The sequence below is a fragment of the Actinoplanes sp. NPDC026623 genome, assembly GCF_040638275.1.
Taxonomy (GTDB): Bacteria; Actinomycetota; Actinomycetes; order Mycobacteriales; family Micromonosporaceae; genus Actinoplanes.
Window position 1 is genome coordinate 70,261 of sequence record NZ_JBEZXZ010000002.1, and the last position, 12,971, is coordinate 83,231.

At 72.1% G+C, this 12,971-nt stretch carries 11 protein-coding genes and 1 riboswitch; of the genes, 7 read left to right on the forward strand and 4 right to left on the reverse strand.

The genetic code is table 11. From position 1 onward, the window contains the following. Positions 1–2: 2 nt before the first annotated feature. Positions 3–881 carry a winged helix-turn-helix transcriptional regulator gene (locus AB0F10_RS01055; RefSeq protein WP_360619633.1) on the reverse strand — a complete coding sequence of 293 codons (879 nt, stop codon included), beginning with the start codon at positions 879–881 and terminating at the stop codon, positions 3–5. Positions 882–937: 56 nt separating this feature from the next. On the opposite strand from AB0F10_RS01055, the gene AB0F10_RS01060 reads away from it, so the two are divergent. Both AB0F10_RS01060 and AB0F10_RS01065 read left to right on the forward strand, forming a co-directional pair. Further along, positions 938–2,170: an MFS transporter gene (locus AB0F10_RS01060; RefSeq protein ID WP_360619634.1), complete on the forward strand. Its 1,233-nt coding sequence runs from the start codon at positions 938–940 to the stop codon at positions 2,168–2,170. An 11-nt stretch (positions 2,171–2,181) separates the two neighbouring features. Further along, positions 2,182–3,183 (forward strand): GNAT family N-acetyltransferase, encoded by a 1,002-nt coding sequence (locus AB0F10_RS01065; protein WP_360619635.1) that lies wholly within the window; start codon positions 2,182–2,184, stop codon positions 3,181–3,183. Between the two features lie 63 nt (positions 3,184–3,246). Here AB0F10_RS01065 and groL read toward each other — a convergent pair whose 3' ends face one another. After that, the gene (groL, locus tag AB0F10_RS01070) at positions 3,247–4,869 is read right to left on the reverse strand and encodes a chaperonin GroEL (protein ID WP_360619637.1); all 1,623 of its coding nucleotides are present in this window, start codon (positions 4,867–4,869) and stop codon (positions 3,247–3,249) included. Between the two features lie 350 nt (positions 4,870–5,219). On the opposite strand from groL, the gene AB0F10_RS01075 reads away from it, so the two are divergent. Then, positions 5,220–5,738 (forward strand): GNAT family N-acetyltransferase, encoded by a 519-nt coding sequence (locus AB0F10_RS01075; RefSeq protein ID WP_360619638.1) that lies wholly within the window; start codon positions 5,220–5,222, stop codon positions 5,736–5,738. Between the two features lie 204 nt (positions 5,739–5,942). Here AB0F10_RS01075 and thrC read toward each other — a convergent pair whose 3' ends face one another. Beyond that, entirely contained in the window at positions 5,943–7,223 is a 1,281-nt protein-coding gene (gene thrC, locus AB0F10_RS01080; RefSeq protein ID WP_360619640.1) for a threonine synthase, read from the reverse strand. 12 nt (positions 7,224–7,235) lie between these two features. Beyond that, positions 7,236–7,373: riboswitch (SAM riboswitch) on the reverse strand. Between the two features lie 176 nt (positions 7,374–7,549). Between thrC and AB0F10_RS01085 the strand changes: the two genes are divergently transcribed. Genes AB0F10_RS01085 through AB0F10_RS01095 form a run of 3 tightly spaced genes read left to right on the forward strand, consistent with a single transcriptional unit; the run spans position 7,550 to position 9,967 of the window. Continuing rightward, a complete protein-coding gene (locus tag AB0F10_RS01085; protein WP_360619642.1) occupies positions 7,550–8,542 on the forward strand; it encodes an ATP-binding cassette domain-containing protein in 993 nt (330 codons plus the stop codon). Next, the gene (locus AB0F10_RS01090; RefSeq protein ID WP_360619643.1) at positions 8,539–9,549 is read left to right on the forward strand and encodes an ABC transporter permease subunit; all 1,011 of its coding nucleotides are present in this window, start codon (positions 8,539–8,541) and stop codon (positions 9,547–9,549) included. The genes AB0F10_RS01085 and AB0F10_RS01090 overlap by 4 nt, the downstream gene beginning before the upstream one ends. A gap of 40 nt (positions 9,550–9,589) precedes the next feature. Beyond that, positions 9,590–9,967 (forward strand): DUF3263 domain-containing protein, encoded by a 378-nt coding sequence (locus tag AB0F10_RS01095; RefSeq protein WP_360619724.1) that lies wholly within the window; start codon positions 9,590–9,592, stop codon positions 9,965–9,967. A 5-nt stretch (positions 9,968–9,972) separates the two neighbouring features. Here AB0F10_RS01095 and AB0F10_RS01100 read toward each other — a convergent pair whose 3' ends face one another. Then, complete coding sequence (locus tag AB0F10_RS01100; protein WP_360619644.1) at positions 9,973–12,186, reverse strand: AAA family ATPase; 2,214 nt, start codon at positions 12,184–12,186, stop codon at positions 9,973–9,975. Positions 12,187–12,264: 78 nt separating this feature from the next. Between AB0F10_RS01100 and AB0F10_RS01105 the strand changes: the two genes are divergently transcribed. Continuing rightward, on the forward strand, positions 12,265–12,957 hold the full coding sequence (locus AB0F10_RS01105) for a hypothetical protein (protein ID WP_360619646.1): 693 nt from the start codon (positions 12,265–12,267) through the stop codon (positions 12,955–12,957). Positions 12,958–12,971 lie beyond the last annotated feature (14 nt).

Consider the following 12,971-nt stretch of genomic DNA (forward strand, 5'->3'; position numbering starts at 1 on the left):
TGTCACCCCGGAGGATGAATGTGACGGGTGATCTTCCTGTCGACGTCGGTGACCAGGGCGCGGACCTGGTCGAGCATCTCCGTGACCGACGCCGCGGGGTCCGTCACCGGGAACTGCACCGCGCGGATCGTGGCGGCCGGGTCGGCCAGCAGGGTCAGCCGCTTGAACCGGTCGACGCCGGCGGCCCGGAACGTCGGCAGCCGCAGGCCACCGGCCAGCCGGCCGTCCGCGTCGGAGAGCAGCGGGAACGGCAGCCGCGCGTGCGCGGCGAACGCCTCGAGCTGGTCGGGCCGCTGGGTGCTGACGCCCCTGATCCCGGCGCCGGCCGCGGCGAAGTCGGCGGCCCGGGCCGCGTACGTCATCGACTCCAGGGTGCAGCCGGGCGCGCCCGGTATGTCGGCCCAGCCCGGCGGGTAGTCCAGGGCGCTGGGCGCGAAGGCGCCCGGGAAGAAGTAGAGGACCGTCCAGCCCGGGACGGCGAGCGGCACCCGGCGGCCCACCAGCGCGTGCACGCGCCGGGACTCCGCGGACTCCGGCCGCGCCGACGCCGTCAGGGAGCCGTCGCCGAGCACGTGCCGGGTGCCCCAGTCCTGCAACGCGATGAGCACCGGCAGCAGCCCCTCGCCCTTGGGCGTCAGCAGGTAGTCGTAGCGCGGCGGATGCTCCGAATATGCCGCGCGCCGCAGCACGCCGTGCTCGACCAGCGCCGACAGGCGTTCGGTCAGCGCCCGGCGGCTGACGCCCAGCGTGCGCTGCAGCGCCTCGAACCTGGTCACCCCGCCGGCGATGTCCCGGACCACCAGGAAGGTCCACCAGTCGGTGAGCACGCCGAGGGCCTGCTCGATGCCGCAGTCGGCATCAACTGGTTCGACCCTTCGCACACCCTGAAGTATAGTCCGTTCCAAAATGGAACTTACTGGAACGGGGGTCGGGGACCGTGAGCGTCTTCTGGCGGTGGTGGGTGGCCGGGACAAGCAGCGATCTGGGCTCGGCGGTCGGCGGCGTGGCCCTGCCGCTGACGGCGCTCACGGTCCTCGACGCGACACCGTTCCAGATGGGGATGATCGCCGCGTCCGGCTACGTCGCCTGGATCGTCATCGGCCTGCCGGCCGGGGTCATCGTGCAGCGGCTGCCCCTGCGCGGCGCCCAGATCGGTGCCGACCTGGTCCGCGCGGCGGCCGTCGCCTCGATCCCGGTGGCGTGGTGGTTCGGGCTGCTGACGGTCGCCCAGCTGATCGTCGTGGCCCTGATCGTCAGCTTTGCGCACGTCATCTTCTTCGTCGCCAACACCACCTTCCTGCCGGAGATCGTCAGCCGCGACCAGCTGCAGTCCCGCAACAGCCTGACCTCCGGCACCCACGCGACCACCCAGCTCGCCGGGCCCTCGCTCGGCGGCTTCGCGGTCCAGCTCCTCGGCGCGGTGCCGACCCTGCTCGTCGACGCCGTCAGCTATCTCGTCTCCGCCGTCCTGCTGCGGACCCTGCCGGCCCGGCACGGCCGGAAGCCCGGCACGCCGACGCCGATGGGCGTGATGATCCGCGAGGGCTGGGCGTTCGTGACCCGGCACCCGATGATGGGCCCGGCCATGTGGTCGGCCACCGCGTCCAACTTCGTCAACGGCGCCTACCTGGCGCTCTTCCCGCTCTACCTGGTGCGGGACCTGCACGCGCCGGCCGCCCTGGTCGGCGTGCTGCTGGCGGTCGACGGCGTCGGCACGCTGATCGGGGCGTCGCTGACGACCCGGATCACGAACGCGCTCGGCACCGCCCGCGGCCTGATCATCCTGGGCTTCGTGGAGGCGGCGGGCGCGTTCGTCATCCCGGCGGCGACCGGCCGGGCCGCGTACGTGACCTTCACCGTCGGCGTGCTGATCTTCGCCGGCACCGGCGTGGTCTTCAGCGTGACCACCCGCACCTACCGGCAGATCGCCAGCCCGCCGGAGCTGCTGTCCCGGGTGATGGCCACGGTCCGCTTCGTCTCCTGGGGTGCGATCCCGGTCGGCGGGCTGGTGGCGGGCGCCCTGGCCGGACCGCTCGGCGCCCGGGCCACCCTGCTGGTCTTCGCGGCGGCGGCGGTCCTCGCCCCGCTGGCGCTCTACTTCTCGCCGGTCCGGGGGCGGCGGGACCTGCTCGATCCGGCCGTGGCCGAGCACGCGGCGGCCGCCGGGTAGGTTCGGCGGTTGTGGACAGCGAGTTCTGGATCTCCGAACTGACCGACGACGACGTTCCCGCCGTGGTGGCCCTCTGCCGGACCGCTTTGGACCTGCCGGAGGACGCCGCCGACGCCGCGGACATCGTGCTGCGCCTGCGCGAGACCACCGGCACCGGCGGGTGGTCCACGACGCCGCGCAGGCTGGCGGGTTTCATCGCCCTGACGTCGGCCGGCCCGGGTCCCGCCGCGGCCGGCGCCGCGCTGTCGGGTGAGCCGGTCTCCGTCACCGGCGGGCGGGTCATCGGGGTGGCGCTGGGCTCCGTGTCGCACCGGGACTCCTCGATCGGGCACGTCGACCTGGTCGCCGTCGACCCGCAGAACCGCCGTCGCGGCGTCGCCCGGGCGCTGCTGGCCCGGGTCGAGGGCGCGCTGGCCGGCCTCGGCGCCGGCGACGTCGTCATCGCCGGCAACGCGCCCTACTACGCCTGGCCCGGCATCGACGTGCGCTACACCCCCGCGATCTGCGCCGCCATGGCGTTCGGCTTCGAGCAGGACCAGCCGGCCTGGAACATGACAGTGGACACCGCCGCCGCCGGGCTGGGACCGACCGCCGACCACGAGGCGCGGCTGGCCGGCGAGGGCATCGTCGTGCGGCGCGCCGGCGCCGAGGACGTGCCGGGTCTGGTCGGCTTCGCGCTGGCGAACTTCGGCAAGGGCTGGGCCGGGGAGATCACCCATTCGGTCGGGCGGGACCGGGCCGGCTGCCACCTCGCCCTGGCCAAGGACGGGTCCATCCTGGGCTTCGCCGCGTACGGGTCGTCGCGGCCGGGCTGGTTCGGGCCGATGGGCACCGCCACCGCCGCCCGCGGGCTGGGCATCGGCGCCCTGCTGCTGCGCCGGTGCCTCGCCGACCAGCGGGCGAGCGGGCACGACCGGGTGCAGATCGGCTGGGTCGGTCCCCTGCCGTTCTACTCGAAGGCGGTCGCCGCCCGCGTCGAGCGCGCCTTCCTGCTCTACCGCAAGCAACTCTGACGGCACCCGGGTACGCGAAAAGGGCGGGCCGCCGAAGCGACCCGCCCTTTCAGCAAGCTGGACTCAGAAGTCCATGTCTCCGCCACCGGGGCCACCGGCCGGGGCCGGGTTCTTCTCCGGCTTGTCCGCCACGACCGCCTCGGTCGTGAGGAACAGAGCGGCGATCGACGCGGCGTTCTGCAGCGCCGAGCGGGTGACCTTGGCCGGGTCGATGATGCCCGCGGCCAGCAGGTCGACGTACTCGCCGTTGGCGGCGTTCAGGCCCCAACCGGCTTCCAGGTTGCGCACCTTCTCCACCACGACGCCGCCCTCGAGGCCGGCGTTGACGGCGATCTGACGCAGCGGGGCGTCCAGCGCGACCTTGACGATGTTCGCACCGGTGGCCTCGTCGCCCACCAGGTCGAGCTTGTCGAACGCGGTCTTGCCGGCCTGCACGAGCGCGACGCCACCACCGGGGACGATGCCCTCCTCGACGGCCGCCTTCGCGTTGCGAACGGCGTCCTCGATGCGGTGCTTGCGCTCCTTGAGCTCGACCTCGGTGGCCGCGCCGACCTTGATGACCGCAACGCCGCCGGCCAGCTTGGCCAGGCGCTCCTGCAGCTTCTCGCGGTCGTAGTCGGAGTCCGACTTCTCGATCTCGGCGCGGATCTGGTTGACCCGGCCCTGGATCTGCTCGGCGTTGCCGGCACCGTCGACGATGGTCGTCTCGTCCTTGGTGATGACGACCTTGCGGGCCTGGCCCAGCAGGCTCAGGTCGGCGGCGTCGAGCTTGAGGCCGACCTCCTCGCTGATGACCGTGGCGCCCGTGAGGATCGCGATGTCGTCCAGCATGGCCTTGCGACGGTCGCCGAAGCCCGGCGCCTTGACGGCGACGGACTTGAAGGTGCCGCGCACCTTGTTGACGACCAGGGTCGCGAGGGCCTCGCCCTCGACGTCCTCGGCGAGGATGATGAGCGGCTTGCCGCCCTGCATGACCTTCTCGAGGATGGGGAGCAGGTCCTTGACCGCGGAGATCTTGCTGTTCGCGATGAGGATGTACGGGTCGTCGAAGACGGCCTCCATACGCTCGGCGTCGGTCATGAAGTACGCCGAGATGTAGCCCTTGTCGAAGCGCATGCCCTCGGTGAGCTCAAGCTCGAGCCCGAAGGTGTTGCTCTCCTCGACGGTGATGACGCCTTCCTTGCCGACCTTGTCCATGGCCTCGGCGATGATCTCGCCGACCGTGGAGTCACCGGCGGAGATGGAGGCGGTGGAGGCGATCTGCTCCTTGGTCTCCACATCCTTGGCTAGCTGCGACAGGGCCTCGGAGACGGCCGCTACGGCAGCCTCGATGCCCCGCTTGAGCGCCATCGGGTTGGCGCCGGCCGCGACGTTGCGCAGGCCTTCGCGGACCAGGGCCTGCGCGAGGACGGTCGCCGTCGTCGTGCCGTCGCCCGCGACGTCGTCGGTCTTCTTGGCGACCTCCTTGACCAGCTCTGCGCCGATCTTCTCGAAGGTGCCCTCGAGCTCGATCTCCTTGGCGATCGACACACCATCGTTGGTGATGGTGGGAGCGCCCCACTTCTTCTCGAGCACGACGTTGCGGCCCTTGGGACCGAGCGTCACCTTGACGGCGTCGGCGAGCTGGTTCATGCCACTCTCGAGGCCGCGACGAGCTTCCTCGTCAAATGCGATGATCTTGGCCATACGGCTGTGTCCTCCTGGACATTCGCGGTGCCGGGCCGGTCCGGCCCGTTTCCGCACGTTGAGAACGCTGCGGACGTCACCACCTGGCGATGTGACGTCCTCAGGTCGAGCCGGATAGCCCGCGACGACCGGTCCCGTGCCCCGGCACCGATGGCGATGCCGCTGCCGTGACCCCACCGTCCCGACCTGCTGGCACTCACGTGGCGCGAGTGCCAATCACTTGTTTAGCACTCTGATGGGGCGAGTGCAAGCAGAACGATCGGGCTCCGGGGTGCCCGGTTCGTGCACCCGCGCGGTCGAATATCCACGTCCTGCTTGCCCCGCGCCCGGTCACCGGGTAGCAAGGCAGCATGACCAGCACCCTGGCGCCGCCCGTCACCGTGCACCGGGTCACACCCGGCGATGCGGCCCGGATGCGGGCACTGCGGCTGGAGATGCTGGCCGACAGCCCTCTCGCGTTCCTGGAGACCCTCGCCCAGGCGGCGGCCCGGCCGCACGCCGACTTCCGGCGGCGCGTCGTGCAGGCCTCCTCCGGCGACCAGCTGGCCCAGTTCGTCGCGGACCCGGGCGGCCGGCTGATCGGCCACGCGGGCGGCACGGTGCTGCCCGAGGAGCCGGACACGACGGTGATCTTCGCGGTCTACATCACACCGTCACACCGGGGCACCGGGGTGCTGAGCGAGTTGATCGAGGCGGTCGCGCGGTGGTCGGTCGCGGCCGGCCGGCCGGAGTTGCTGCTCGAGGTCGTGGTCGGCAACGACCGGGCCGTCCGGGCTTATGAACGGCTGGGCTTCCGCGACATCGGCAAGCGGGTGCCGCACCCGGTCATCCCCGCCCTGACCGAGCTGCAGATGCGCCGGCGAGCCTAGGGCGGAAGTTGGTCGGGAGGACGCACGCACAGCGCCTCCGGCACTGGGTCGTTGGACCCCTAGGAGATTGTCACCAAGCTCAAAGGTGGGGCCACGTACGGCGTCACGTCCTCCCGCGTAGAGCATCCTGCCGAGCCTGAGATCCCGGCGCAAGTCCTCAGGGGAAGGAATCTCGACGTTAGGCAGATGTTCAGTTACTCTCCGTCAGCCCAGGAGGCCGGCGTCGCGAGCGCCGCGCAGCGACGGCTTGATCCGGTGCGTCGGCCCGACCTGCCCCGCGACGGCGTCCAGCGTCTTGAGCCCCTCGCCCGTGTTGTAGACGACGGTCTCCTTGTCGGGGTCGAGCCGGCCGCTCGCGACGAGCTTCCTGAGCACCGCGACGGTGACCCCGCCGGCGGTCTCGGCGAAGACGCCGGTGGTGCGGGCGAGCAACTGGATGGCGTCGCGGATCTCGTCGTCGTCGGCGTAGTCCATCCAGCCTCCGGTGCGGGTCACGGCCTCGATCGCGTAGGCGCCGGCGGCCGGGTCGCCGATGTTCAGCGACTTCGCGATGCCGGTCGGCTTCACCGGAATGATCTGGTCGGTGCCCTTGTGCAGTGCCGTGGCGATGGGGTTGCAGCCGGCCGACTGCGCGCCGAAGACGGTCCAGCCGCCCTCGGGCGCCTCGACCAGGCCGATCTCCACGAGCTCGGTGAAGGCCTTGTCAATCTTGGTCAGCAGCTCGCCGCTGGCCATCGGGACGACCACCTGGGCGGGGATGCGCCAGCCGAGTTGCTCGGCGACCTCGTAACCCAGAGTCTTCGAACCCTCGGCGTAGAACGGCCGGACGTTGACGTTGACGAAGGCGGTGTCCTCGAACTCGTCGGTCTCGACCAACTCGCCGCACAGCCGGTTGACGTCGTCGTAGGAGCCGTCGATCGCGACCAGCTCGCCGCCGTACACCGCGGTGGTGATGATTTTGCCCTGCTCGAGGTCGCCGGGGATGAAGACGATGGACGGAACCCCGGCGCGCGCGGCGTGCGCGGCGACGGAGTTGGCCAGGTTGCCGGTCGAGGCGCAGGCGAACCGGGTGAAGCCCAGCTCCCGGGCGGCGGTGAGCGCGACGGAGACGACCCGGTCCTTGAAGGAGTGCGTCGGGTTGGCGGAGTCGTCCTTGACCCAGAGCGGCGCCCGCAGCCCGATCTCGGCGGCCAACGCGGGCGCGCTGACCAGCGGGGTCAGGCCGGGGTCGAGGGTGACCCGGGTCGCGGGGTCCTGCCCGGTGGGCAGCAGGGCGGCGTAGCGCCAGATGTTCTGTGGGCCCGCCTCGATCGCCTCGCGGGTGACCGCGGCGAGCGCGGCGGCGTCGTAGGCGACCTCGAGCGGGCCGAAACACTCGTAACAGGCGTGCTGCGCGATCAGCGGAAACTCGGCACCGCAGCCACGACAGACGAGGGCCCGGGCGGGGCTGGCGGACTTGCTGGGGGCGTCGACGGCAGACGTCACAATGAGGCCTTCCTCTCATCTTTCCCCGGGCGTCATCGGACGCACATGGGGACGGAATTAGCACCTGCCGCACGCGGCCTCGTCATCGAGACATGCGCGGTGGTTGCCGGGGCGTCATCGGGCCGTTCCCTCAGCCCCTCTGGATGAGGTATTCAGTTGTGTTCCCAACACCTTACGACGCGGGCGGCGGAATCGGAGTCAACCGTCCCGAGGTGTGAGCGACGTCCTTTCCTCGGCCTCCCGGCCCGCGGGCCGAAAGCCGCGTGCAGGTGGCGGCGGGTGCCTAAGGTGACGCAGGTCATTCCACAACGCGCGGGAGGTCCGGCGTGAGCGCCGTCCTGGAGATTCAGGGTCTGCAGAAGACCTATCGCAGCCGCAAGGGGGTGCGCAGGGCCGTCGACGGCTTCGACATGCTCGTCGAGGCCGGGCAGGTGCACGGCTTCCTCGGGCCCAACGGCTCCGGCAAGACCACCACGCTGCGCACCCTGCTCGGGCTGATCAAGGCGAACGGCGGCCGGATGTCGCTGCTCGGCCACGAGGTGCCGCGGGCGCTGCCCGAGGTGATCGGCTCCGTCGGCGCGATCGTGGAGAGCCCGCAGTTCTTCGGCAACTTCTCCGCGCACGACACCCTCTCCCTGCTGGCCGACGCGGGCGGCGTGCACCGGGCCCGGGTCGACGAGGTGCTCGAACTCGTCGGGCTGCGGGACCGCTCGAAGGATCGGGTGAAGACCTACTCGCTGGGCATGAAGCAGCGCCTCGCGGTCGCGTCCGCGCTGCTCAAGAACCCGCGGCTGCTGATCCTGGACGAGCCCGCGAACGGCCTGGACCCGGGCGGCATCCGGGAGATGCGCACGCTGATGCGCAACCTGGCCGCCTCCGGGATGACCGTGCTGATCTCCAGCCACATCCTCGGCGAGATCCAGTTGATCTGCGACTCCGTCACGATCATCTCGGCCGGGCGCCGGGTGGCCGCCGGAGCCGTCTCCGACGTGCTCGCCCAGCACGAGACCTCCTCGGTGCGGGTCCGCGTCGAGTCGATCGGCGACCTCACCGCCTCCGCGGGAGCGTTGCGGGAGATCGGCGCCCAGGTGGTGGTCGAGGCCGATCACCTCATGGTCACCGGCATCGCCGAGCCGAGCGCGATCACCCGGGCGCTCGCCGCCCGTGACTTCTTCGTCAGCGAGCTGGCGCCGGTGACTGTCGACCTGGAGAGCGTGTTCCTCGAGCTGACCGGCACCACGCCGGTCGAGGGAGTGCACCGCCAGGTCGACCAGTCCGCGCCGGTGGCGGCCACCCCGAACGGCGGGTGGGGGCTGTGAACCTCTTCAGGGCGGAAATGCGGCGGCTCACCAAGCGCCGGGTCATCCGGTTCTTCGTATTCGGCACGCTGGCACTGCTGGCCGCGATCGTGGTGGGCATGTTCGCGACCCACCAGCCGAGCACCCCGTCGGTCCGCGCGGCGGCACAGGCCGAGGCGGACCGGGACTACCGGCTCGCCGTCGAGTCGCTCGCCGAGGAGATGAGGGCCTGCGAGACCGCCCGGGGCACGGCGCAGGCGGCGAACTACCCGCCCGACTGCGACCCCGGGTACCGGCCGTCCAAGGCGGACTACCAGGCCGAGTACTACATGCCGCCGACGTTCGTCTTCCGGGAGCAGTTCGGCCTGATGATCGTCACGCTGGCGGCGCTGCTCGCGGTGATGGCGTACCTCGTCGGCGCGAGCTACGTCGGCGCCGAGTGGAGCAGCGGCGCGATGATGAACCTGCTGCTCTGGCGCCCGCAACGGCTCAGGGTGCTGAGCACCAAGCTCGGCGCGCTGACGGCCGGCCTGACCGCGCTGACGGTGCTGGTGTCGGCGGCCTGGACCGGGCTCTTCGCGCTGGTTGCCGACCTGCGCGGGACGATGGACGCGATGACGTCCGGCGCGTGGCAGTCCTTCGTGCTCATGGAGGTGCGCGGGCTGGTGCTGGTGCTCGTCGCGGGCGCGGTCGGCTTCGGGCTCGCCTCGATCGGCCGGCATACGGCGATGGCGCTGGGCACGGCGATCGGCGCGATCATCGTGTTCCAGTTCGGCCTCGGCACCCTGCTCTCGCTGGCGCAGGTGCACTTCGTCGAGGCGTACCTGGTGCCGGTCTGGGCCACGGCCTGGATGGACAAGTCGATAACGGTGACCGACTGGCAGCCCTGCGACTCCGTGATCAACCCGGGTTGCCAGGCGGGAACGTTGACGCTCACCTGGCCGATGGCCGGCGGGGTGCTCGCGGCCCTGGTCATCCTCGTTGTGGGGGTGGCCATGTGGACTATGCGTAGCAGGGACGTCACTTAAGGTAGTTTCGGCGGGTCAGGCACACACTCGCACGGCGGGGATCGGCGGCTGCCACTATGCTGGCGATCCCCTTCGTACATCTGTGCGTGCTCTCCCACCGCCCAGGAGCGCCATGCAGCCCGACGCCGAACTCAACCAGCAGGTCCCGGCGCCCCGCGAGGCCGACGCCGACGAGACCACGCCGGCACCCGCGCTCTCCGACCGCGAGGTGCAGATCCTCGCGTTCGAGAGCAAGTGGTGGAAGCACGCCGGCTCCAAGGAACAGGCGATCCGCGACGCGTTCGGCCTCTCGTCGACCCGCTATTACCAGCTGCTCAACGCCCTGCTGGACAACCCGGCGGCGCTGGAGCACGACCCGGTTCTGATCGGCCGGCTGCGCCGCCTGCGCTCCACCCGGGCCCGCACCCGCCGCCGCTGAGGCGCCTAACCCGGCGCGTGCGTTGACGCGTACGCCTCCAGCCAGGCGACCTGCACCGGGTCCAGCGAGGCCCGCACCCGCGTGCGGGCGACGCCGACGTGCGCCGCGGTGACCGTGGAGGCGTCCAGCGACTCGCGCATCGCGGCGAGCGCCGCCTCGCGGATCAGCGCGGCGCAATCCGCGGCCGAATAGCCCTCCAGCGACGCGCCGAGCTCGTCCAGGTCCACCGCGCCGTCGAGCGGCACCGACCTGGCGGACGCGCGCAGGATCGCGGCCCGCGCCCCGGCGTCCGGCGGCGGCACGAAGACCAGGCGCTCCAGCCGGCCCGGGCGCAGCAGCGCCGGGTCGATCAGGTCGGGCCGGTTCGTCGCGCCGATCACCACCACGTTGCGCAGCGACTCCACCCCGTCCAGCTCGGTCAGCAGCGCGGCCACCACCCGGTCGGTGGTGCCGCCGTCGGTCGACTGGCCGCGGGTCGGCGCGAGCGCGTCCACCTCGTCCAGGAAGACCAGCGTCGGCGCGGCCTCCCGGGCCCGCCGGAACAGCTCCCGCACGGCCCGCTCGCTGTCGCCCACCCACTTGCTCAGCAGCTCGGCGCCCTTGACCGACAGCACGTTCGCCTTGCCCGTCCCGGCGATGGCCTTGACCAGGTACGTCTTGCCGCAGCCGGGCGGGCCGTACAGCAGGACGCCGCGGGGCGGCTGCACGCCGAGCCGGGCGAACGTGTCCGGATAGGTCAGCGGCCACAGCACCGACTCGGTGAGGGTCTGCTTCACCTCGACCATGTCGCCGACGTCGTCGAGGGTCACCTGGGCGACCTCCAGCGTCGACTCGGCCATCGAGGTCGGCCGGACCACATCGAGCGCGGCCTCGAAGTCGGCCATCGCCACGGTCGGCGACTCGGCGTCCTTCTGCCGCAGGGCCGCGCGGACCCCGGCCTCGCGGGCCAGGGCACCCAGGTCGGCGGCGACGAACCCGGGGGTACGCCCGGAGACGTCGTCCAGCCGCACGTCCTCCGCCAGCGGCATGCCCCGGGTCAGCACCCGCAGCTGCTCGAGCCGCATCGCCGCGTCCGGCAGCGGCACGGCCAGCTGGACGGCGAGCAGATCCGGCGCCCGCAGGGCGGGGTCGACCGCCTCGGGGCGGCTCGTCGTGCACACCACCGCGCCGCCCGCCTTCAGCAGCTCCGCGAGCACCTGGCGGAAGACGGTCGACAGCGGCCCCGGCTCGTCGCGGGGCGCGAGCGCGTCGACGTCGGCGATCAGCAGCACGGCCGGGCCGCCCGAGCGCACGTCGCGGGCCAGGTCGCGCAGCCGGGCCGCCGCGGAGTCGTTGGTCAGCGCGGCCAGCTCCGGCCCCCAGACGGAACGCACGGTCGCACCCACCTCGACGGCCACCGCCCGGACCAGCGCCGACTTGCCCGAGCCGGCCGGCCCGCTGACGAGGACGCCGAGCGAGACCGTGGTGCCCAGCCGGCCCAGCACCTCGCCATGGTGGAAACCGAGGTCGAGCAGCTCGACGAGCTCCTGCGCCTGTGCCCGGAGGCCGGGCAGGTCGCCCAGGCTGGGCGGGGGCGTCTCCGGGTCGGTGGACGCCGGCCACCGCGCCGTCGCCGGCGCCGGGGCGGGCTGGTCGCGTACGGAAGAGGACTGCCCGTCCTGCCAGCCGACCACCGTGTCCATGGTGACGAGGGCGGAATCGGCGCCCTCGAGCGCGATCACCGTGAGCAGCGTGCTGGTCCAGGCGTAGCCGACGCGGTTGGCGAGGCTGCGCCGGGCGGCCTCGACCAGCGGCCGGTGACCAGCGTCCGGAAGCACGTCCTGCGGCAGCAGCGAGACGTCGTCGCCCGCGGTGACCACCTTGCCGAGCAGCGCGAGGCGCAGCATCTCCGGCGACACCACCGCGACGATCTCGGCCGGACCGGCGAGGGTGACCCGCCGCGCCTGGACCACCGGCACGGGCGTGACCGTCACCTGGCCGCCGTCGCGCAGGCCCAGATTGCCGAGAATCAGGTCGTCGGCGTAGAGCAGGGCCCGGCTCGCCGTCGGCTCGGCCCGGGCGGCGATGCCGGCCGTGGTCCGGCGCCCGGTGAGCCGCAGCGGATCGCCCGGATTGACGGCGAGCGCCGCCATCACCTCGGGATGCAGACGGACGATTCCGCGGCGGGCGTCGAGGGCCGCGGGCCGCTGGATGGCGGTCAGCGTGAGGTCGTCTGGCACCGCGGGAGCCTCCGTTTGGCCGAGGGGACTAGGTTGACACGCTAGCTGTCGTTCGCCGCATGGGGAGGCACCACCACTATGAGGTTCCGTCACGCCACTTTGGCCGTTGCCGCGCTGACCGTGTTCGGCGCAGGCGCATGCAGTGACGACCCGGAGGTCGCCACTCCGGCCGCGACTCCCGGCGCGTCCGTCGCCGCCTCCGCGGGCGCCGCCGCCCTGGGCGAGCCCGGCGCCTCGGCGAGCCCGGGCACGCCGCCGACCGAGGGCACGTCGACCGCGAAGCCGCCGAAGAAGAGCGGTGGCGGCAGCAAGGCGCGGCAGGGCCCGGCCGGCAAGCCCGCCGGCTCGCCGGACGTGCTGACGGCCGCCGGCATCGGGCCCTACTCGATCGGCGTCGCGCAGGGCGAGCTGAAGACGGCCGGCCTGGTCGGCAAGGTCACCACCAAGAAGACCTGCGGCGCCGCCAAGGGCCTGAGCAAGTACCACTCCCCCGACCTGGCGTTCACCAGCGGCCGGCTGCAGCGGCTGACGGTGACCAGCACGGACATCGCCACCCCCACGGGCGCGAAGGTCGGCACGACCTATGCCGGCCTCAAGGGCATGTACCCGGCCGGCAAGCAGCTGGACGACTGGGTGGGCGCGAGCGCCTGGTACACCCTCGACGGCGGTAACGCCCTGCTCTTCCGGATCAAGGACGACAAGGTGGCCTCGATCGACGCCGGCGCCAGCAGCACCCTGCAGTTCTTCTACACGGACCAGCAGGGCTGCTAGCGCTTCACAGCTCA